The sequence below is a fragment of the Sinorhizobium sp. BG8 genome, from assembly GCF_016864555.1.
Classification (GTDB): Bacteria; Pseudomonadota; Alphaproteobacteria; order Rhizobiales; family Rhizobiaceae; genus BG8.
In genome coordinates this window covers 1,104,404-1,124,024 of the sequence record NZ_CP044011.1, presented here as the reverse complement: position 1 = coordinate 1,124,024, position 19,621 = coordinate 1,104,404, and the positions used below count along the sequence as shown (strand labels likewise).

Below are 19,621 nucleotides of genomic sequence, written 5' to 3'. Positions count from 1 at the left end.
CACTTGGCAAAGATGTTTCCGATCTGCAATAAGTCTTCAGCCGCATGAAGTTGGGAGGGAACATCATGGACATGACGGGCGAAGAACGTATCGCAGCACCACGCGAGGCGGTATGGGCCGCATTGAACGATCCTGAAATTCTGAAAGCCTGCATACCGGGCTGTCAATCGCTTACGATGAAGTCGCCAACCGAGCTGGAGGCCGTCGTCAAGATCAAGATCGGCCCGGTATCAGCGACCTTCACGGGAGAGGTGACGCTTTCCAACCTCAACCCGCCCGAGAGCTACACGATTTCGGGCGAAGGAAAGGGCGGGATCGCGGGGTTCGCCAAGGGGGGAGCGGATGTTTCCCTTCGCGAAGATGGGGCGGACACGATACTTGCCTATGACGTGAAGGCCCAGATCGGCGGCAAGCTCGCCCAGCTTGGCTCACGGCTGATCGACTCGACGTCGAAGAAACTTGCCGCGCAGTTCTTCGCGGATTTCGGCCAGCGCCTCAACGCCGGCGCTTCCGCCTGATAAGGGCAGCGGCGCCTGCTTCAGGCGCCGCACATGGGGACGATTATCTCGAAGTGTTTGGCAAGAGCGTTTGCGCGGCGATGGTCTCGGCGCGGCTCTTGTGCTTTTCAGCTTCCGCGTGCCATTTCAGCGCTTCGTTGGCTTCGTTGCGCGCGCGCTTGCGGTATTTTCCCTGGCTGAACCAGGTCGCCAGCGATCCGACGACCATCCCGAAAATAACGGCAACGAACAGGTAGACGAAGAATGGCGCCGTCATCGACAGGACGCTGTCTTCCGGATTGAACGGATTGAGCGCCAGCGTCACGGACTGCCGGTTGGCCACCGACAGCACGATCAGCACGATTGCGATCGGAACGAGGATGACGACGTTGATGACTTTCTTGAGCATTTATGGCCTCCGGCACGCATAGCGCCGAGCGAGCGGTTCGAAAGCACGGCAGAGCCCGTCGCTTCACTCACCGCCCCTGATGGGAAGACGATCGTCTCAATCGTCTTCGTGATCCGCCTGGTCGGGATTCAGGCGCTCGCGCAGTTCCTTGCCTGTCTTGAAGAACGGGACCCACTTCTCTTCCACGAACACGGAGTCACCCGTACGCGGATTGCGTCCCGACCGCGACGGCCGGTTCTTCACCGAGAAGGCGCCAAACCCGCGGAGCTCGACGCGGTTTCCGCTTGCGAGGGCGTCGGTGATTTCGTCCAGCACCGCGTTGACGATGTTCTCAACGTCGCGGTGATACAAGTGAGGATTGCGAGCGGCAACAATCTGTACCAGTTCCGACTTGATCACTGTAGCACCCTCAAAATTCTTGTTTTTTCAATTGCGACCAACCTGCCAAACGGAAACAAGACCGTCAAGGAACAACTTTTCGTCGCCAATCTTTTCAATCAATGGTGCGACGCCGAAAAACTCGCCGCCAAGCGCCTTGAAAGCGGTGGCGAGGCTCGAGGCCAGCCACAGCGCGCTTGCCCTGCGGGGTGGGTCGTAGTCGACGATCTCCAGGTCCGGATTGACGTTCCTGCTCTTGAGATATGCCTTGATCGCCTCCGGCCCGCCCAGACTGTCGACCAGCTTGGCCTTCAGAGCCTGCCGGCCCGTGTAGATGCTGCCGTCGGCGAGCTTCAGCACTTCGTCACGGGGAAGCTTGCGCCGCTCGGCAACGAGATCCACGAACCAATCGAAGCTGTCGACGACCATCGAGCGGATCATCGTCTTGGCCTCTTCGCTCGCAGGATGGAAGGGCGAAGGCTCGGCCTTGAGCGGCGCCGACTTGATCTCATCCAGCGAGACGCCGATCTTGTCGAGCAGGTCCTTCATCTGGGGGTATTGGAAAATCACGCCGATCGAACCGGTGATCGAGCTTTCACCCGCAATGATCGTGTCGCCCGCAGTGGCGACCATATAGCCGGCGGAAGCAGCAAGCGTGCGGATATCCGAGATGACAGGCTTGTTTTCGGCAACCTTGCGGATCGCCTTGTAGACGCTCTCGCCGCCGAAAGTGGTGCCACCGGGGGAGGAAATCGTCACCACGAGCGCCTTCGCCCGATTGTTTCGCGCGATCGCGTCAAGGCGTTCCAGCAGCTCCTGGTCATCCTGGATGATGCCGCTGATCTTCACACGGGCGACATGATCCTGCCGCCCACCGGCCGGCCAGGAGGACAGCGCCGCCGCAAGAGCGGCGGCAATGAGGACCAATACGGTGGCCACGCGCCAGAACGTGAGCTTGCGGCGCAGATGCCGACGGTCTGCGATAGCGGACTGCTCCATTGGTCTTCCCTCGGTCTTGCGCCTGCGGCCTGTTTCTTTGCCAGGGCCGTTTGCCAACAGCCATACCGATATGGCATTACGATAGCGGATGGCAAACGGTCCGTGGACTTTTTTCCGCATCCATTGTTTTTCAACGAATTATATCCATATGGGGCCCGTCATAAGCATATCGGCCCCGATGTCGTCAAACGCTGACAGTCGCAGCGAAGCAAGGAACCATGCTGAATACAGTCAACGATGCGCAATTTGGGCTGAGCCCCGGCAACTTGTCCGCCGCCGCGTATCGCGCAGCGACGCGTCATTCTTCGCGCGTAAAGTTCCTCAAGGTCGCGCTGCCGCTGGCCGCCGTCTTCGTTGCGATTATCTTCCTCATCGTCTCGATCGTCAGGACCTACCTGCCTGAAAACCTGGATATCGACAGCGCCACGATCGAAAACGGAAAGGTCGTCATGCGCAATCCGGCTATTTCCGGCCGTAACCGGCAGGGCATCAGCTATTCGATGAAGGCCGACCGGGCGCTTCAGGACATGAAGACCCCCGACGTGATCACCCTGGAAAACATTCGGGCCAAGGTTCCGGTCAACGAGGAGATCATAGCGCAGGTCGATGCCAGTGTCGGCGTCTACGATCGCGCCCACGACCTACTCGACATGACGGCCCCTTTCACCATAAAGCTGAATACAGGCTTGCAGGCCGATTTCCGCAGCGCCCATCTGGATATAAAGGGCGGACAGATGTCGACCGAAGAGCCCGTATCCATCCGCTCCAAGGAAGCTTCGATTGTTGCGCAGTCGCTGCGAATGACAGATAAAGGGCGGGTCGTCGTTTTCGAAGGCAAGGTGGAGGTCAATGTCGACCCCGCCGCCATCCGCAACAGAGAAAAGTAAGAGCGTCCATGTCCGGTTTCCCGAGCTTCCATACAAGACATGCCACACGCCTGAGCCTCCTTGCAGGTATCGTCCTGACAGCTGGCGTCGCTCACTCGCAGGAGACGACGAGCCGCATGAAGGGGATGGAGCTTTCCAATGACAAGCCCATCCAGATCCAGAGCGACAAGCTCGAGATCAAGGAAAAGGAAAACAAGGCCGAATTCACCGGCAACGTGAAGGTGGTCCAGGGAACGACAACCCTCCAGTCGGGCAACATGGTCGTCTACTATCGCTCCGAGGGAGGCTCGATGACGAGCGGCAACGCCGACATCGAGAAGATCGACGTATCCGAGAAGGTCTACCTGAAATCCGGCACGCAGGAAGCAACCGCTGACACCGGAACATTCAACCTCGTCACGGAAACATTCGTGCTCAAGGGCGACAAGGTCGTGCTGTCCGAAGGCAAGAACGTCTTCGTCGGCTGCCAGCTGACAGTGCAGATGAGCACGGGCGAAGCCAAGCTCGACGCGTGCGGCGGCCGGGTCATGATTCAGCTGGACCCCAAGTCCCGCAAGACCACGAACTGACGCAGTATTACCGTGTCTCTCCGTCTTCCTTCCCGTCTGGCGCGCAGCCCGAAGCAGGCTCCCCAGGACTCCCTAGCGCGACACGCCGACATGTCGCGCTATGAAGGCACCCTTATTGCCCGCAACCTGACCAAGACCTACCAGGGTCGGCGCGTGGTCGACGGAGTATCCCTGGTCGTGCGCCGCGGCGAGGCTGTCGGGCTGCTTGGTCCGAACGGCGCCGGCAAGACAACCTGCTTCTATATGATCACCGGCCTTGTTCCCGTGGACGAGGGAACGATCGAGATCAACGGCAACGACGTGACGACGATGCCGATGTACAGGCGCGCCCGGCTCGGCGTGGGCTACCTCCCGCAGGAGGCCTCGATCTTTCGCGGATTGACCGTCGAGGAAAACATCCGGGCGGTTCTGGAGGTCCATCAGCGGGACAAGACACGCCGGGAGCAAAAGCTGGACAGCCTGCTTGCGGAGTTCTCCATATCGCACCTGCGCAAATCCCCGGCAATTGCCCTTTCGGGAGGCGAGCGCCGGCGACTGGAAATTGCCCGCGCACTGGCGACGGATCCGACCTTCATGCTCCTCGACGAACCCTTTGCCGGCGTCGACCCTATATCCGTGGCCGATATCCAGGCGCTCGTTCGGCATCTGACATCGCGCGGCATCGGGGTGCTCATCACCGACCACAACGTCCGCGAGACACTCGGGCTCATCGACCGCGCCTACATCATTCATGCGGGCGAAGTGCTGACCCACGGCCGCGCCAACGACATCGTGGACAACCCGGATGTCCGCCGGCTCTACCTCGGCGACAATTTCAGCCTCTGAGAATCTTCACCTAACGGCACGCGCCATCTTGCATGCGCAGATGGGCGAGTTACTATCCTCTGTGCGCCATCCGGCCGCGCACCGAAATTCACTATCTTGCCCTACAATCGCTTGACCAAACCCCATAAAAAAGCAATTTTTGGGCCAGTTGAGATTTCTCGGTTTGGGACATGACGTTCACCGCCGGGATCGTCGGGGAGTAGAGCGTCCGTATGGCACTCGCAGCCAGCCTTTTCCTGCGGCAAAGCCAGTCACTGGTCATGACGCCGCAACTGATGCAGTCAATTCAGCTGCTTCAGATGACGCATCTCGAACTGACGCAGTTCATCGAGCAGGAAGTCGAAAAAAACCCTCTTCTCGAGGTGGTCGCCAATGACGACAGCCCTCGCGAAGCCGACCGCAGCGACCATGAGGACTACTATTCGGTCCACGAGGATCGGCCGGCTCGCGAAGCGGAGGAGACCAGCGGCGAATTCCAGCGTGACCTCTATGATTCCGCCACGTCCGGCAACGCAGGAAGCATGGCGGAGTCCTACGACACGAACCTTGAGAACGTCTTCCCCGACGATGCCGGGCCCCGCCGGGCCGATGCGCCGGAACTTCTCGGGCAGTGGAAATCCATGCCGGGTGGTGGCGATGGTGGCGAGGGGTACGACCTCGACGATTTCGTCGCCGGGCAGACGACGCTTCGGGACTTCCTCAACAGCCAGATTCCCTTTGCGCTGGCCTCCGACATCGACCGGCTGATTGCGCAGCACCTGACCGACCAGCTCGACGAGGCCGGCTACCTGCAATCGAACCCGGCTGAAACGGCGTTGAAGCTCGGGCGGCCGCTGGCGGATGTCGAGCGTGTACTCGCCCGGCTCCAGACCCTCGACCCGCCCGGCGTCTTCGCCCGTTCGCTCGCCGAATGCCTCGCGATCCAGCTTCGCGCCCGAAACCGGTTCGATCCCGCCATGGCGGCACTGGTCGGCAATCTGGATCTTCTCGCACGCCGGGATTTCGCGACACTCAAGAAGATCTGCGGCGTAGACGAGGAAGACCTGATCGACATGCTCGCGGAGATCCGCAAGCTCGATCCGAAGCCCGGCACGGCATTCCAGCCCGCCCTTTCGGAATCGGTTGTTCCCGATATTATCGTGCGCGCCGGCCAGGACGGCAGCTGGCACGTCGAACTCAATCCGCAGACGCTGCCGCGCGTACTCGTGAACCAGGAGTACTACGCTTCGGTGTCGCGCCAGGCGACGAAGAACAGCGAGGACCAGGCCTTTCTCAGTGAATGCCTCCAGACCGCGAACTGGCTGACACGCAGCCTCGATCAGCGGGCAAAGACGATCATGAAGGTGGCAAGTGAGATCGTCCGTCAACAGGACGCCTTTCTCTTGCATGGCGTCGATCACCTCAAGCCGCTGAACCTCAAGACCATCGCCGAAGCGATCAAGATGCATGAATCGACCGTGAGCCGCGTCACGTCGAACAAGTACATGCTCACGCCGCGTGGCCTGTTCGAACTCAAATACTTCTTTACGGTTTCAATCAGCTCTGCCGAGGGCGGCGATTCCCACTCGGCGGAATCCGTTCGCCATCGCATCCGCGCGATGATCATGCAGGAGGCTCCGGATGCGGTGCTTTCCGACGACGATATCGTGGACATTCTTAAGGAAGGAGGTGTGGAGATCGCCCGCAGAACGGTGGCAAAATACCGTGAGGCGATGAACATCCCCTCCTCCGTGCAACGGCGGCGCGAGAAGCGCGCGCTGGCGAAGGTGTCCGGTTTCTGACCGAAATTCGGACCACAAACCTTGGCAGACGGGCGGACTGGAAGGGCTGAAGACCGGTAGCTGCGAAGTCCTGCGATTGACTTCGTGATTGGGAAAGGTTAATGCGCGCCACAATTCCGTATGGAAGGCGGATCAACTTCCACCATATCCCCGCAGTCTCACGCTTCTCGTGCAAAAACCCGTAGCACGTGCGAAAAGCTTGGATCGCAGGTTCGGTTGGAATAGACTGCCACGCGCAAACGACAGCAGAGAGGAAACTCCATGAGTGTGCGTGTATCCGGAAAACATATGGAAATTGGCGACTCCTTCCGTCAGCGAATTGAAGACGAGATTGGAGAGGCAGTCGGCAAATATTTCGACGGAGGATATTCGAGCCAAGTCACCGTGGATAAATCTGGTTCACGCTTCAGCGCGGATTGCAAAGTTCACCTCGATAGCGGCATGGATTTTCATGCGAATGGAGTCGCAAGCGACCCGTTCGCGGCTTTCCAGTCGGCCCAGGAACGAATTGAAAAGCGTCTTCGCCGCTACAAGCGCAAGCTGAAGGACCACCACAACGGCCATGATGCTCAGGCCGAAGTGGCCTACACGGTGATGGACTCCGTTCCCGATGAAGCCGACGAGCTTCCCGAGAACTTCGCTCCAACCATCGTTGCGGAAAGCACGAAGAAACTCAGGACCATGTCAGTCGCGAGCGCCGTTATGGCGCTGGACATGACGGACGAGCCGGTTCTTCTCTTCCGCAACCTCGGCAAGGAGGACTTGAATATCGTCTACCGACGCAACGACGGAAATATTGGCTGGATAGACGCAGCCAGTATCAAAGGCTGAGTGATTGGAGGGATGTGCCGGCGAGCGGCACATCCTCTCTTCAATCCTATCACTGCGGCGCACGAGGACAAAAGCATGGCATTGGCAGGTCTACTGCAGCAGAGTGCGATTATTCCGGCAATGAGAGCCAATTCCAAGAAGCAGCTGCTTCAGGAGCTGGCGGCCAAAGCGGCAAAGATCACGGGTCTCGCGGAACGCGAGATCTTCGACGTCATCCTCCAGAGAGAGCGTCTCGGCTCGACCGGAGTGGGCAACGGTATTGCGATTCCTCACGGCAAGCTCAAGGAGCTTACCGAGATCACCGGGCTTTTCGCACGTCTCGAAACGCCCGTCGATTTCGAAGCCCTTGACGACCAGCCCGTGGACCTCGTCTTCCTGCTGCTCGCGCCCGAAGGGGCGGGTGCCGACCACCTGAAGGCGCTTTCGCGCATCGCCCGGGTCCTTCGCGATCCGGCGATGGTTGCAAAGCTGCGCTCTTCGGATTCGGCGACCGCAATCTTCGCATGCCTCAGCGAGGAGCACACCTCGAACGCCGCCTGAGGTCCAGACAAGGGCAAAATACAAAAATCCCGGCGAACGCCTCGTTCGCCGGGATTTTCCGTTTCTCTGCGGCAGAACCGCAGCAATGAAATGTCAGGCCTGGGCGGTCGTCTCCGTGCCGGCGACCTTGGGGCCGCCCTTCGAAACTCCCACCATGGCAGGCCGCAGCACGCGCTCGCCGATGACGAAGCCGGCCTGGACCACCTGTACGACCGTGTTGTTCGGCACTTCAGCGTTGGGGACTTCGAACATCGCCTGGTGGAAGTTCGGATCGAACTTTTCGCCCATGGGATCGAGCTTCCGAACGCCATGACGCTCGAGGGCGGCGAGCATCGACCGCTCGGTCATCTCCACACCCTCGATCAGCGCGGTCAGCCCGGCGTCCCCTGCTTCGCGCGCTTCTGCCGGAATGGCATCCAGGGCACGACGCAGGTTGTCCGAGACTGCCAGCATGTCACGGGCAAATCCGGCGACGGAGTAAGACTTCGCGTCCTTGACTTCGCGCTCCGTACGGCGGCGCAGGTTGTCCATCTCGGCCGCAAGGCGAAGATACCTGTCGCGCAGATCTACGTTCTCGGCTCTCAGCGCATCCAGCGGATCCGGCGCCTGCGCACCTGCATCCTCGGCGAGGGCATCGTTCTGCGCAGCCGCTGCCTCTTCGACCGCCGCGTCAGGTCCATGCTTGTTGGTCTCGTCGTTCATGACGTACTCCGCTCCATAGTCTCGCGATTGGTTCTGCCGCACCCTCCCGCGGCAGACGCCGGCGGGCAGCAACGAGGATTTGAGCCCGATATCGATGTTTGATCTCGAAAAATCAAGTCATGTTCGAAAAACCGGCAATATTCCTGCTGGAGTCCGGATACCTTATCGCGATAGCTGCGACATCAGTTGGGCGGTGTAGTCCACCATCGGCACGATCCGCGAGTAGTTCAGACGCGTCGGTCCGATCACACCGACCGCACCGACGATCTTGTCGTCGCCGTCCCGATAGGGTGCCACGATCAGCGACGAGCCGGAAAGGGAAAAGAGCTTGTTCTCCGATCCGATGAAGATCCTGACCCCGGGACCGCTTTCCGCAAGATTGAGAAGCTCAATCAGACTATCCTTCTTCTCGAGGTCATCGAAGAGCAGCCTCAGCCGGTCGATATCCTCGGCTCCCGCCAACCCTTCCAGCAGATTTGCCCTGCCGCGCACGATCAGTCGGGTTGGCCGTTCCGCATCGAGGCCGCCTGACCAGACGGCCAGTCCCCGCTCGACCAGATCCTGGGACAGCTTGTCGAGCTCATGACTGATGTCTCCCCTCAGGCGCTGGAGCTGCGTGCGCGCCTCCAGAAGAGTGTTGCCGGCGAGATGGACATTGAGAAAGTTTGCCGCTTCCGTCAGCTGCGAACTGGTGACGCCGGCAGGCAGCTCGATGATACGGTTTTCCACCTGGTCATGATCGCCCACGAGAACGACCAGCGCTTTGGTCGGCTCCAGCCGAATGAACTCGACATGCTTGAGGACAGCATCGTTCTTGGTGGTGATGACGAGGCCGGCGCCACGCGACATGCCGGAGAGCATGAGGCTGGCCTCGTTCATCATGGTCTCGACGGCGACATTGTGATTGACCGGCCGGACATGGCGGTCGATGGACGCCCTGTCCTCGGGGGAAATGTTTCCGACCTGCATGAAGGCGTCAACGAAGAAACGCAGCCCCAGCTGTGTCGGCAGGCGTCCGGCGCTCACGTGCGGCGAATAGATAAGTCCGAGTTGCTCCAGATCGCTCATCACGTTGCGAACGGACGCGGGCGAAAGCGACATGGGAGAATGCGCGAGAGATTTCGAGAACCAAGCGGCTCGCCGCTTGCCAGATAGCTTTCGACGATCCGCCGGAAGATCTCTGCCGAGCGATCGTCCAGCGCCGTCTGACTTTCCCTTCCCACAGAACCTCTCGAACTCATGTTTTGTACACGATCCCTGTATGCTCCGTCCCTGTGAACCAGCGCGCGGTGCCGATCGCGTTCATTCAAATGACCGACACAAACGTGCGGATCACGGGCCCGCTTCCCGGAAATATAGTGATTTCGCCGCGGTGCGCAAAAGGGATTTTGTGTGGCGAGTTGGGGAGGGTTCCGTAGGGACGGTCAAATTGGGGCAGACTGGTTTCCTTTGACCGTCCGTTGTTCTAGAAGCACTCTCCATACGTCACGCCATATCAGGAGTTCGCGATGCGGCCGTCCGGCAGAAAAACCGACCAAATGCGCAAGGTTTCCTTCGAGCGCAACTTCTCCAAGCACGCGGAAGGATCCTGTCTCGTCAAATTCGGCGATACGCACGTGCTGTGCACGGCGAGCCTGGAAGAAAAGACGCCACCGTGGCTCAGAAACAGCGGCAAGGGATGGGTCACCGCCGAGTACGGCATGCTTCCGCGAGCGACGGGGGATCGCATGAAGCGCGAAGCCGCCTCCGGCAAGCAGGGCGGGCGCACGCAGGAAATCCAGCGTCTCATCGGCCGTTCGCTCCGCGCGATCGTGGACCTGGAGGCGTTGGGCGAACGCCAGATCACCATCGACTGCGATGTGATACAGGCCGATGGCGGTACCCGCACCGCTTCGATCACCGGTGCCTGGGTAGCGCTGCATGATTGTCTCCGGTGGATGGAGGCGCGCAGCATGATCAAGGTCGAGAAAGTGCTCAAGGACCACGTCGCGGCGATCTCCTGCGGCATCTTCGCCAGCCAATCGGTCATCGACCTCGATTATCTCGAGGATTCCGCTGCCGAGACGGACGCCAACTTCGTCATGACGGGAAGCGGCGGCATCGTGGAGATCCAGGGCACAGCCGAGGGGAAGCCTTTCACCGAGGAAGAGTTCTCGAGCCTGATGGCACTTGCCAAGGCCGGCATTCTGGATCTCGTTTCACTCCAGAAACAGGCCATCGCATAAGCATTTGGCGGGCGGGATGCCACTTACGGCGTCCCTCCCCGACACCCTCCGGGCCGGAGCCGCGCACCGCAGTCCTGTTCGCACCGAATGTTCGGCCGCGGCAGAGGGGATTGAACAAGAGGTCAGGTTCGATGACGCCCAGGGACCCGAAAATCAACGGCATGCTCGAAACGGCCCTCTATGCGGAGGATCTCGATGCCGCGGAAGTTTTCTACGGCGAGCTCCTGGGTCTCGAAAAGATCACGAGGCACGGCAACCGGCATGTATTCTATCGCTGTGGACCAGGCGTCCTCCTGATCTTCAATCCGAAGGAAACGATTGTCCCTCCTCCTCCCGGCGCATTTCCAGTGCCGCCACACGGGACGACGGGCCACGGACATGCCTGCTTCAGTGTCGCCGCACGCGATCTTGATTTCTGGGTGAAAAAGCTCGATGAAGCGGGTATCGCCATTGAGGCCGATTTTCACTGGCCGAACGGCGCCCGATCCATCTATTTCCGAGATCCCGCCGGTAACAGCCTCGAATGTGCCGAACCCGGCCTTTGGGGCCTCACAGGAACACCGAATGCGCAAGCTTGATACGAAGACGATCGTGGTCGCGAGCCACAACGCAGGCAAGATAAGGGAGATTGGCGAACTTATCGAACCGTTCGGCTTTGTTGCCAGATCAGCGGCCGACCTCAATTTTGTGGAGCCGGACGAAACCGGAACCACCTTCGAGGAAAACGCCGCGATCAAGGCGCTCGCATCTGCAACGGCGGCCGGAATGCCGGCACTCTCCGACGATTCCGGACTGGTGGTCGACGCCTTGGACGGCGCACCGGGCATCTACACGGCCAACTGGGCCGAGCGCGAAGACGGCAGCCGCGACTTCGCGATGGCCATGGAGAAGGTCGAGAAGGCTCTCGGCGAAAAGGGCGCGCTTGCCGCAGCCGAACGCACCGCGCGTTTCGTCTCCGTCCTGTGCCTCGCCTGGCCGGACGGCCACACCGAATTTTTCCGCGGCGAGGTCGAGGGCCATGTCGTCTGGCCGCCACGCGGTACGCAGGGCTTTGGTTACGACCCCGTCTTCCAGCCTGAAGGCTACAGCACGACTTTCGGGGAGATGAGTTCTCTCGAGAAGCACGGCTGGAAACCGGGCGACGCCAAGGCGCTGTCGCACCGGGCGCGTGCCTTCAAGCGCTTCGTCGAAACCTGCCTCGGAGCCTGAGCGAGCGATGACATCGGTGGCGCTATTCCAGCCAAGGGACAGCATGGATCCCGGTTTCGGTGTCTATGTGCACTGGCCCTTCTGCGCCGCCAAATGCCCCTACTGTGATTTCAACAGCCACGTCCGCCATCAGCCGGTCGATCAGCCGCGTTTCGTTTCCGCCTTCCTCAAGGAAATGGAAACAATGCGGGCGCTTTCCGGCCCGAGGACGGTCACGAGCATCTTCATGGGCGGCGGGACACCATCGCTTATGGCGCCGGAGACCGTGGATGCCATCCTCTCGGAGATCGCGCGGGTCTGGCATGTGCCCGATGGCATCGAGATCACCATGGAGGCCAACCCCTCCAGCGTGGAGGCCGAGCGCTTTCGCGGCTACAGGGCGGCGGGCGTCAATCGTGTCTCGCTCGGCGTCCAGGCATTGAACGATGCAGACCTCAAGTTCCTCGGTCGCCTACATGACGTCGAGGATGCCCTGAAGGCCATCCGGCTTGCGCGCGAGATCTTCCCGCGCATGTCCTTCGACCTGATCTATGCCCGGCCGAACCAGACCGTGGAGGCCTGGGACCGCGAGCTGAAGGAAGCAATCTCCTATGCCGTGGATCACCTCTCGCTCTACCAGCTGACAATCGAGGAAGGCACGCCCTTCTATGGCCTTCACAAGGCGGGCAAACTGATCGTTCCTGACGGTGAGCAATCGGCCATTCTTTACGAGGCCACGCAGGAGATCACGGCACGCGAAGGCCTGCCGGCCTACGAGGTCTCTAACCACGCGAGACCCGGTGCCGAGAGCCGCCACAATCTTACCTACTGGCGATATGGAGACTATGCCGGCATAGGTCCCGGCGCGCATGGGCGCCTGACCGTCGGGAAGGCCAAGATCGCGACAGCGACCGAGCGCCGGCCTGAAAGCTGGCTGACGGCCGTCGAGGCCCAGGGGCATGGAATGGTCGACCAAGAGATGCTCGAGCTCACGGAGCAGGCCGACGAACTGCTTTTGATGGGCCTTCGGCTGAAGGAGGGCGTCGATCTCGCCCGCTGGCAGTCCCTCTCGGGCCGCGACCCCGATCCGGATCGCGAACAATTTCTCATCGAGCATGGCCTGATCGAGCGGCTTGGCAATTCCCGCCTGCGCTGCACGCCAGCCGGAATGCTCATCCTCGACGCCGTGGTGGCTGACCTCGCCTGCTGAGCAGGCAGTCTTCTCTTTCCATCTCTAAACTGCTGATGCGGCCAGATCGTCCCGGGCGCGTCCAGCTGTGCCAGCATATCCAGAAATGCGAAAGGGGCCCGCACCGGCGAGCCCCTTTCCTTCCTGCAATTCGAGTGCGGCGCCTATTCGTTGATCAGGCGCTTCAAAAGCTCGATCTCGTGGCTGAGCTTCGTGTCGTTGGAGATCAGCTCTTCGATCTTGCGCACGGCGTGAAGCACGGTCGTGTGATCGCGTCCGCCAAAGCGGCGACCGATCTCGGGGAACGAACGCGGAGTGAGCGTCTTGGACAGATACATGGCGATCTGGCGCGGCTTGACGATAACCCGCGTGCGCCGGTTCGAGACAAGCTCCTGCCGCGACACATTGTAGTGCTTGGCGACAACGCGCTGGATGTCCTCGATGCGTACGCGACGCGGTTCGCCAGCGGCGACCAGGTGCCCCAGCAGTTCGTCAACGCGCTCGATGGTGAGCTGCGGCTCGAAGGAACGACGGAAGAGGAGCTGGTTGAAGGCGCCTTCCAGTTCCCGGCCACTGGCCGTGATGTTGCGGGCCACGTGGCTGAGGATATCGGCCGGTATGTCGAGGCTCTGGTCTTCCTGGCGCGCCACGTCGAGCCGGCGCTTGAGGATCTCGAGACGCATCTCGTAGTCCGGACCTTCCATCTCGATGGCAACACCGCCCTGCAGCCGCGAGCGAACGCGCGGATCAAGCGACTCGAGTTCCCAGGGAGCCCGGTCGGCTGCGACGACGACCTGCTTTGCGGAGTCGAGCAACATGTTGAGCAGGTGGCAGAACTCGTTCTGGATCGAGTTCCCCTGTAGGAACTGCATGTCGTCGATGATCAGGAGATCGATGTTGCGCAGCGTCTCCTTGAGCGACAGGGCGTCGTTGTCGCGGATTGCGGTGGCAAAGCGCCACATGAAGTATTCGGCCGTCAGGTAGACGACGCGGGGATTGCGGGCGCTCGAAAGCGCTGCAATGGCGATGGCCTGAAGAAGGTGTGTCTTGCCGAGACCGACGCTCGAATGAACGAAGAGCGGATTGAAGCGTACTGCTCCAGCTCCGGCTTCAGCAATGGTCTTGGCTGCCGCAAGCGCCACCCGGTTAGAGGAACCCTCGACGAAGCTGTCAAAGGTATAGCGCTGGTCGAGCGGTGAACCGAAGAGCGGTCCGGCCGGAGTAGCCCGCGGCGCTGCAGCGGAAGGCGCCACCACCGAAGGATGGGACGGCTGCTGCAGGTTTGCGGAACGGCGCGGTTGCTGCACGGAAGGCGCCGGCTCGGCGACTACTGCATCGTCAGAGCTTCCCGGACGCACACCTCTCATGGCGGTGCGTACGAGTATCTCGACCTTGAGGATCTCCGGATCTTCCTGCTGGAACAGGCTGGTGATCAGTTCGAGATAGCGGTTGTTGATCCACGATTTCAGGAAGGTGGTTGGCACCGACAGGCGCACAACACTCTTGGAAACCGAATGAAGCTTGAGACGACCGAACCAGCTCGCGAAAACATCCGGTCCGACCTGTGCTTTCAGACGAGCGCTTACCCGGTCGAAAAGCGCGTTCTGCTTCATGTCGGATTTGTCTCCCGCCTGGGCCTTCCCCTTTTCAAGCACCGGAAGTGCGTCATCCCCTGATGCGAATGCACCAGCCGTAGAGGCCGTATTCATCTGCATGTTGCCGCCTTTCAATCTTTATTCGCCGCGCCGGCGTTTCCTGCCGGCACCTTGATAGTTACCGTCCGCCAAGCGCGCTCGTTTATCGGCGCGCAATAGCTTTCGGCTGCCCCAACCGTTTGCTAGCCCCAAATGCTCAAACGGCCCCTCGTTAAAATACAGGCCCCATTGCTCTTCCTAACGGCAGAGCGGTGCCAGCCATTCCACGACTCCGGTAGCCTCCTCGCCGGCTACCGACTTCGCTGGCTCCGTTCACCTGCTGCCCCCCAGGCAGCAACACAGGCAATCAACGATTGCAAAAAGACTCCGTTCCGGGGCGCGCCGCGCTCAGGTCCAAAGCTTCCAGTGTCATGATGATACGAAGCGGAGCCGCTCCGTCACAGGGGACAAACATAACCGCACCACCCTTTCGAGGTGGTTTAAAGCGTTCGTTTTAGGCGTATGTCCGTGCCCCCTGTGGAAAGCATTTAGGCAGGATCATGGGGCAAGATCAATCACGAATTTTACGCAAAATTAATGGCCGGGCGTTGACTCTGAGGGCGCATCCTGACTCGGAATCGAGCCCTCTCAGGAGAATCGCTTATGAATCAATGGCTTTGATTTTTGGTTGTTTTCGCGACTCGTTCCGAACGACAAAAATAAAATTTTGCTTGACTCGCGAGGGCGCCCAACTGCCGCTACGGAACCCGACATCCACACGATGAACCTCTCGTAAGTCATTGAAAAACAATGATATTATTTGTCATACGTTTGACATGGCGAAGCGTTGCGCGTTAACCATAGCGAGCCGGAAAAGCAAAACAAAAAGCCCGGCAAAGTTGCCGGGCTCTTCTAAAACTGCATAGCTGAAGTGTATCAGATCGCTCTAATGAATTAGACTGCGAGAGCCTTAACACGTCCAGCGAGTCGGGACACCTTGCGGGATGCCGTGTTGGCGTGAAGCACACCCTTGGTGGCAGCACGCATCAGCTCCGGCTGAGCAGCCTTCAGAGCGGCTGCTGCCAGCGCAGCATCACCGGAAGCGATCGCTTCCTCGACCTTGCGGATGAAGCCGCGAACGCGCGAGCGACGGGCCTTGTTCACTGCAGTGCGGCGAGCGATCTTGCGGGTCGCCTTTTTCGCCGAAGTTGTATTGGCCATGTATGCCTCTCTTCAGAAATCTGACACGAACTCCGCATGCGCCGTGTAGGGTCACTGCGACCTGTCAGTCAAGCAATGCGGGAGCGATATCGGAAAACCTTGGAGTTGGCTTTCCAAACTGGGGGCGCGTATAGCCGGAAACCGCAGGCTCGTCAACGCGCATTTTGCAAGAAACCCCTCGGGCGGGATTGAAATCCGGTCTGGCCCGATGCCGGAAAAGGGAGCCGAAGTCATTTCTGGCAGGCGGCGCAATAGAAGGTCGATCGACCCGCCTGGACGATGCGGCCGATCGTGGCGCCGCAGCCGGGCGTACGACACACTGCGCCCTCCTGATCGTATACGGCAAAGGAGTGCTGGAAGTAGCCGAGAGAACCGTCCGTGCGGATGTGATCGCGCAGGGTCGAGCCCCCCGCCCCTATCGCCTCGTCGATAACCGCGCGGATCGCCTCGGTCAGCACGACCAGTTCCTTTCTCGGCTTGCCCGTCGCGGTTACAAGCGACCCTGCCGCGCGCTCCGGCGACAGGTGCGCGCGCCACAGCGCCTCGCACACATAGATATTGCCGAGCCCGGCTATGTTCTTCTGGTCGAGGAGAGCAGCCTTGAGGGGCTGGCTCCGCCCGCGGAACTTTGTCGACAGGTAGCGAGCGTCCAGCGCATTGCCGGTGGGCTCCTCTCCGAGATCGCGAAAGAAGGCATGCCCTGAAAGAGTGTCGCGGCGGGCGAGGTCCATGAAACCGAAGCGCCGCGGGTCATTATAGATAATGCGCACCGGCCCATCTGCGGTCTCGAGATGAAGGACCACGTGATCGTGCCTGGGATCCTTGCCGCGGGGAACATGGAAATCTCCAGGAGTCGTGCCGCCGGACTGTGCGTCGATCCTGAACGAGCCGGACATCCCGAGATGCGAGATAATGACGTCTCCTCCATCGAGATCGATCAGCAGATATTTGGCGCGCCGTCCGAGGGAAAGGATCGTCCGACCGCGCAGGGCGTCGGCAAAACCCGCGGGAAAGGGAAACCTGAGATCTGGGCGACGCAGTTCCGCATCCACGATTCGCGCCCCTTCCATGACGGGCGCCAGTCCGCGCTTCACGGTCTCAACTTCCGGCAATTCCGGCATTTGCTGCTCCTGGAACACACTTTAACCCTGCGACGGTTTCGACCGCACCGGGCATTTCCCTATCGCCCATCTATGTCCTATATACCAGCGCGGCAATGCCGCACCCCGCCGCAAAGGCTTGGATGGTGCGGGAACCGTCTATTGGTTATGGTCTGGGCGATCCGGTCCGACGAAACACGCATGTGGAGTATAGAGATGAGCGAGCAACGCACTTCCGCCGACGGTGGAATGGAAACGTCCTACGGATTCCGGGACGTTGCCAGCGGCGAGAAGCAGGCGCTGGTCAATGACGTATTCCACAAGGTCGCCAAGCGCTATGACGTCATGAACGACGTCATGTCCGCGGGCCTCCATCGGGCGTGGAAGGATGCGATGATCGCGGCCCTCAACCCGCGCCGTGATCCGAACTTCCGCGCGCTCGATGTCGCCGGCGGCACCGGCGACATCGCGTTCCGCATCGTCGAGGCCTCGGACCGCCAGGCCCACGTAACCGTGCTTGACATCAACGGTTCCATGCTCGGCGTCGGGGCGGACCGTGCCGCACAGAAAAAACTCACCGCCAATCTCGATTTCGTTGAGGCCAATGCCGAGGAACTTCCTTTCGAGTCCGGAAGTTTCGATGCCTACACGATCGCTTTCGGAATTCGAAACGTACCGCGCATCGATGTGGCTCTTTCGGAAGCCTACCGGGTATTGAAGCGCGGAGGGCGGCTCCTGGTGCTGGAGTTCTCCGAAGTGGAAATGCCGCTGCTCGACCGGTTCTATGAGGCGTGGTCGTTCAAGGCGATCCCGCAATTCGGAAAGATGATCACCGGCGACGCCGAACCCTATCAGTATCTGGTGGAATCGATCCGCAAGTTCCCGAACCAGGCGGATTTCGCCGCGATGATCAGGAATGCCGGTTTCGAACGCGTGACTTTCACGAACTTCACCGGCGGCATCGCCGCCCTGCATTCCGGCTGGAAGCTCTGATGGTGCCGGACGACGAGAACATGCTCGCCTGCGTGGCACGAGTTACCCTCGCATGAGCGTCTTCGGTGCATATTTCCGGCTGGTGAGAGTCGGATGGGTTCTCGTGCGCGAAGGCGTGATTTCGGCCCTTCCGGAGCATGACATGCCCGCCTCCGCGCGCATGGTGCGTGCGACTGCCGGCCTGTTCGCACGCCGTCGCGTCCCTGAAACGGGGCGCAACGACCGTCTCGCCCGCGCCATTGAACGCCTGGGTCCCTCCTATGTGAAGATGGGGCAGTTCCTCGCGACGCGCCCCGATGTCGTCGGCGCTGCCTTTGCCGATGACCTCTCCCTCCTGCAGGACAGCATGGCGACATTTCCCCGCGAGGCGGCGGTCGCCAATATCGAAGGGTCACTGGGACGCCCGGTCGAGGACTTATATGTAAGTCTCGGCGAACCTATTGCGGCAGCTTCCATCGCACAGGTTCATCCGGGAACAGTGCGGGACAACGCCGGCGAGCGCCAGGTGGCAGTGAAGGTCGTACGCCCCGGCGTCCGCCAGCGTTTTGCTGCCGACATAGAGGTCATGTACCTCGTTGCGCGGATGCAGGAGCGGTTGCTGCCGCAGACGCGCCGGCTCAAGGCAATCGAGGTCACGCGCACGCTCGAGCAGACGACACGCATAGAAATGGACCTGCGGCTCGAGGCGGCGGCTCTCTCCGAACTCGGGGAGAACACACGCAACGATCCGGGTTTCCGGGTTCCCAAGGTGGATTGGGAGCGCACCGGGCGCGATGTCGTGACCATGGAATGGATCGACGGCGTCAAGATGTCCGATGTCGAGGGATTGCGGGCTGCCGGCCACAATCTCGACCAGCTTGCAGACACCCTGATCCAGTCCTTCCTCCGCCATACCTTGCGGGACGGCTTCTTCCACGCCGACATGCATCAGGGCAATCTCTTCGTCGACGATCAGGGCATGATCGTCGCGGTCGACATGGGGATTGTCGGACGTCTGTCGCGCAAGGAGCGGCGGTTCCTCGCCGAAATCCTCTACGGCTTCATTACCCGCGACTACGTGCGTGTCGCGAACGTACACTTCGAAGCCGGATACGTTCCGGCCTACCATGACGTCGCGAGTTTCGCGCAGGCGATCCGGGCCATCGGCGAGCCGATCCATGGACAGCCCGCCGAAACCATTTCCATGGCGAAGCTCCTCACCCTACTCTTCGAGGTGACGGAACTCTTCGACATGGAGACACGCCCTGAGCTCGTCATGCTCCAGAAGACGATGGTGGTCGTGGAAGGTGTCGCGCGTACGCTCAATCCGCGCTTCAACATGTGGAAGGCATCGGAACCGGTGGTCGGCGGCTGGATCCGCGACAATCTCGGGCCGAAACGCCTTCTCGCGGACCTGCGCGAGGGCGCCCACGCCGCGCTTCGCCTGGCAGAGGCAGCACCCGAGATCGCGGCGAAGGCAGAGAAACTCTCCCTCGACCTCTCGGCCATGGCCGACAGCGGCTTCAGGTTCGATGCAGACACTGCCGAGGCGATCGGGCGTTCGGAGGCCCGCCACTCGCGTTCCGGCCGTTTTGCGCTCTGGTTGATCGCCCTGACACTCGTCTATATCGCCTGGACACTCACATAGAGCGTTGCGGCCAATCTGCATCAATG

19 protein-coding genes and 2 pseudogenes are annotated in these 19,621 nt (G+C 60.6%); 13 read left to right on the top strand and 8 right to left on the bottom strand.

Features of this window, described 5'->3' with window-relative positions; all coding sequences use genetic code 11:
• Nucleotides 1–65: 65 nt before the first annotated feature.
• A complete protein-coding gene (locus F3Y30_RS05190) occupies nt 66–518 on the top strand; it encodes a carbon monoxide dehydrogenase subunit G (protein ID WP_203425450.1) in 453 nt (150 codons plus the stop codon).
• A gap of 43 nt (nt 519–561) precedes the next feature.
• Here the strand turns inward: F3Y30_RS05190 and F3Y30_RS05185 are convergent, their stop codons facing one another.
• From F3Y30_RS05185 to sppA, 3 genes are all read right to left on the bottom strand, one after another.
• A complete protein-coding gene (locus tag F3Y30_RS05185; protein WP_203425449.1) occupies nt 562–906 on the bottom strand; it encodes a lipopolysaccharide assembly protein LapA domain-containing protein in 345 nt (114 codons plus the stop codon).
• Nucleotides 907–1,002: 96 nt separating this feature from the next.
• Nucleotides 1,003–1,305 carry an integration host factor subunit beta gene (locus F3Y30_RS05180; protein WP_203425448.1) on the bottom strand — a complete coding sequence of 101 codons (303 nt, stop codon included), beginning with the start codon at nt 1,303–1,305 and terminating at the stop codon, nt 1,003–1,005.
• A 27-nt stretch (nt 1,306–1,332) separates the two neighbouring features.
• Complete coding sequence (gene sppA, locus F3Y30_RS05175; protein WP_203425447.1) at nt 1,333–2,283, bottom strand: signal peptide peptidase SppA; 951 nt, start codon at nt 2,281–2,283, stop codon at nt 1,333–1,335.
• Between the two features lie 218 nt (nt 2,284–2,501).
• Between sppA and lptC the strand changes: the two genes are divergently transcribed.
• The 6 genes and pseudogenes from lptC to ptsN all read left to right on the top strand — a co-directional run bounded on the left by lptC (nt 2,502) and on the right by ptsN (nt 7,716).
• Nucleotides 2,502–3,170, top strand: a complete 669-nt coding sequence (gene lptC / locus F3Y30_RS05170; RefSeq protein ID WP_203425446.1) for an LPS export ABC transporter periplasmic protein LptC — start codon at nt 2,502–2,504, stop codon at nt 3,168–3,170.
• A gap of 8 nt (nt 3,171–3,178) precedes the next feature.
• Complete coding sequence (locus F3Y30_RS05165) at nt 3,179–3,739, top strand: LptA/OstA family protein (protein ID WP_203425445.1); 561 nt, start codon at nt 3,179–3,181, stop codon at nt 3,737–3,739.
• 93 nt (nt 3,740–3,832) lie between these two features.
• Nucleotides 3,833–4,564 (top strand): annotated as a pseudogene (gene lptB, locus F3Y30_RS05160) (LPS export ABC transporter ATP-binding protein); the annotation flags it as partial.
• Nucleotides 4,565–4,776: 212 nt separating this feature from the next.
• Nucleotides 4,777–6,345, top strand: a complete 1,569-nt coding sequence (gene rpoN, locus F3Y30_RS05155; protein ID WP_203425443.1) for an RNA polymerase factor sigma-54 — start codon at nt 4,777–4,779, stop codon at nt 6,343–6,345.
• A 261-nt stretch (nt 6,346–6,606) separates the two neighbouring features.
• Complete coding sequence (raiA, locus tag F3Y30_RS05150) at nt 6,607–7,176, top strand: ribosome-associated translation inhibitor RaiA (protein WP_203425442.1); 570 nt, start codon at nt 6,607–6,609, stop codon at nt 7,174–7,176.
• Between the two features lie 75 nt (nt 7,177–7,251).
• Nucleotides 7,252–7,716, top strand: a complete 465-nt coding sequence (gene ptsN, locus F3Y30_RS05145) for a PTS IIA-like nitrogen regulatory protein PtsN (RefSeq protein ID WP_203425441.1) — start codon at nt 7,252–7,254, stop codon at nt 7,714–7,716.
• Between the two features lie 93 nt (nt 7,717–7,809).
• On the opposite strand, the gene grpE is transcribed toward ptsN, so the two are convergent.
• On the bottom strand, nt 7,810–8,418 hold the full coding sequence (gene grpE / locus F3Y30_RS05140; protein ID WP_203425440.1) for a nucleotide exchange factor GrpE: 609 nt from the start codon (nt 8,416–8,418) through the stop codon (nt 7,810–7,812).
• A 162-nt stretch (nt 8,419–8,580) separates the two neighbouring features.
• Nucleotides 8,581–9,659 (bottom strand): annotated as a pseudogene (gene hrcA / locus F3Y30_RS05135) (heat-inducible transcriptional repressor HrcA).
• Nucleotides 9,660–9,926: 267 nt separating this feature from the next.
• Between hrcA and rph the strand changes: the two are divergent.
• From rph to hemW, 4 genes are all read left to right on the top strand, one after another.
• Nucleotides 9,927–10,643 carry a ribonuclease PH gene (rph, locus tag F3Y30_RS05130; protein ID WP_203425439.1) on the top strand — a complete coding sequence of 239 codons (717 nt, stop codon included), beginning with the start codon at nt 9,927–9,929 and terminating at the stop codon, nt 10,641–10,643.
• Between the two features lie 131 nt (nt 10,644–10,774).
• Nucleotides 10,775–11,221 carry a VOC family protein gene (locus F3Y30_RS05125; protein ID WP_203425438.1) on the top strand — a complete coding sequence of 149 codons (447 nt, stop codon included), beginning with the start codon at nt 10,775–10,777 and terminating at the stop codon, nt 11,219–11,221.
• Nucleotides 11,208–11,852 (top strand): RdgB/HAM1 family non-canonical purine NTP pyrophosphatase, encoded by a 645-nt coding sequence (gene rdgB, locus F3Y30_RS05120; RefSeq protein WP_203425437.1) that lies wholly within the window; start codon nt 11,208–11,210, stop codon nt 11,850–11,852. Before F3Y30_RS05125 ends, rdgB begins: the two co-directional genes overlap by 14 nt.
• 43 nt (nt 11,853–11,895) lie before the next feature.
• Nucleotides 11,896–13,041, top strand: coding sequence for a radical SAM family heme chaperone HemW (hemW, locus tag F3Y30_RS05115; protein WP_203425436.1), 1,146 nt, complete (start codon nt 11,896–11,898; stop codon nt 13,039–13,041).
• 143 nt (nt 13,042–13,184) lie between these two features.
• Here hemW and dnaA read toward each other — a convergent pair whose 3' ends face one another.
• The 3 genes from dnaA to mutM form a co-directional block, all read right to left on the bottom strand.
• Entirely contained in the window at nt 13,185–14,735 is a 1,551-nt protein-coding gene (gene dnaA / locus F3Y30_RS05110) for a chromosomal replication initiator protein DnaA (RefSeq protein ID WP_203425435.1), read from the bottom strand.
• Nucleotides 14,736–15,608: 873 nt separating this feature from the next.
• Nucleotides 15,609–15,875, bottom strand: coding sequence for a 30S ribosomal protein S20 (gene rpsT, locus F3Y30_RS05105; protein ID WP_203425434.1), 267 nt, complete (start codon nt 15,873–15,875; stop codon nt 15,609–15,611).
• Between the two features lie 230 nt (nt 15,876–16,105).
• Nucleotides 16,106–16,996 carry a bifunctional DNA-formamidopyrimidine glycosylase/DNA-(apurinic or apyrimidinic site) lyase gene (gene mutM / locus F3Y30_RS05100; protein WP_203425433.1) on the bottom strand — a complete coding sequence of 297 codons (891 nt, stop codon included), beginning with the start codon at nt 16,994–16,996 and terminating at the stop codon, nt 16,106–16,108.
• A 195-nt stretch (nt 16,997–17,191) separates the two neighbouring features.
• On the opposite strand from mutM, the gene ubiE reads away from it, so the two are divergent.
• Entirely contained in the window at nt 17,192–17,968 is a 777-nt protein-coding gene (gene ubiE / locus F3Y30_RS05095) for a bifunctional demethylmenaquinone methyltransferase/2-methoxy-6-polyprenyl-1,4-benzoquinol methylase UbiE (protein WP_203425432.1), read from the top strand.
• A gap of 52 nt (nt 17,969–18,020) precedes the next feature.
• On the top strand, nt 18,021–19,595 hold the full coding sequence (gene ubiB / locus F3Y30_RS05090) for a 2-polyprenylphenol 6-hydroxylase (protein ID WP_203425431.1): 1,575 nt from the start codon (nt 18,021–18,023) through the stop codon (nt 19,593–19,595).
• Nucleotides 19,596–19,621: the final 26 nt, after the last annotated feature.

Bases quoted from the DNA above. Each gene is read 5' to 3' on its own strand.
- F3Y30_RS05190 (WP_203425450.1), top strand. From the start codon at position 66: ATGGACATGACGGGCGAAGAACGTATCGCAGCACCACGCGAGGCGGTA.
- F3Y30_RS05185 (WP_203425449.1), bottom strand. From the start codon at position 906: ATGCTCAAGAAAGTCATCAACGTCGTCATCCTCGTTCCGATCGCAATC.
- sppA (WP_203425447.1), bottom strand. From the start codon at position 2,283: ATGGAGCAGTCCGCTATCGCAGACCGTCGGCATCTGCGCCGCAAGCTC.
- lptC (WP_203425446.1), top strand. From the start codon at position 2,502: ATGCTGAATACAGTCAACGATGCGCAATTTGGGCTGAGCCCCGGCAAC.
- F3Y30_RS05165 (WP_203425445.1), top strand. From the start codon at position 3,179: ATGTCCGGTTTCCCGAGCTTCCATACAAGACATGCCACACGCCTGAGC.
- rpoN (WP_203425443.1), top strand. From the start codon at position 4,777: ATGGCACTCGCAGCCAGCCTTTTCCTGCGGCAAAGCCAGTCACTGGTC.
- raiA (WP_203425442.1), top strand. From the start codon at position 6,607: ATGAGTGTGCGTGTATCCGGAAAACATATGGAAATTGGCGACTCCTTC.
- ptsN (WP_203425441.1), top strand. From the start codon at position 7,252: ATGGCATTGGCAGGTCTACTGCAGCAGAGTGCGATTATTCCGGCAATG.
- grpE (WP_203425440.1), bottom strand. From the start codon at position 8,418: ATGAACGACGAGACCAACAAGCATGGACCTGACGCGGCGGTCGAAGAG.
- rph (WP_203425439.1), top strand. From the start codon at position 9,927: ATGCGGCCGTCCGGCAGAAAAACCGACCAAATGCGCAAGGTTTCCTTC.
- F3Y30_RS05125 (WP_203425438.1), top strand. From the start codon at position 10,775: ATGACGCCCAGGGACCCGAAAATCAACGGCATGCTCGAAACGGCCCTC.
- rdgB (WP_203425437.1), top strand. From the start codon at position 11,208: ATGCGCAAGCTTGATACGAAGACGATCGTGGTCGCGAGCCACAACGCA.
- hemW (WP_203425436.1), top strand. From the start codon at position 11,896: ATGGATCCCGGTTTCGGTGTCTATGTGCACTGGCCCTTCTGCGCCGCC.
- dnaA (WP_203425435.1), bottom strand. From the start codon at position 14,735: ATGCAGATGAATACGGCCTCTACGGCTGGTGCATTCGCATCAGGGGAT.
- rpsT (WP_203425434.1), bottom strand. From the start codon at position 15,875: ATGGCCAATACAACTTCGGCGAAAAAGGCGACCCGCAAGATCGCTCGC.
- mutM (WP_203425433.1), bottom strand. From the start codon at position 16,996: ATGCCGGAATTGCCGGAAGTTGAGACCGTGAAGCGCGGACTGGCGCCC.
- ubiE (WP_203425432.1), top strand. From the start codon at position 17,192: ATGAGCGAGCAACGCACTTCCGCCGACGGTGGAATGGAAACGTCCTAC.
- ubiB (WP_203425431.1), top strand. From the start codon at position 18,021: ATGAGCGTCTTCGGTGCATATTTCCGGCTGGTGAGAGTCGGATGGGTT.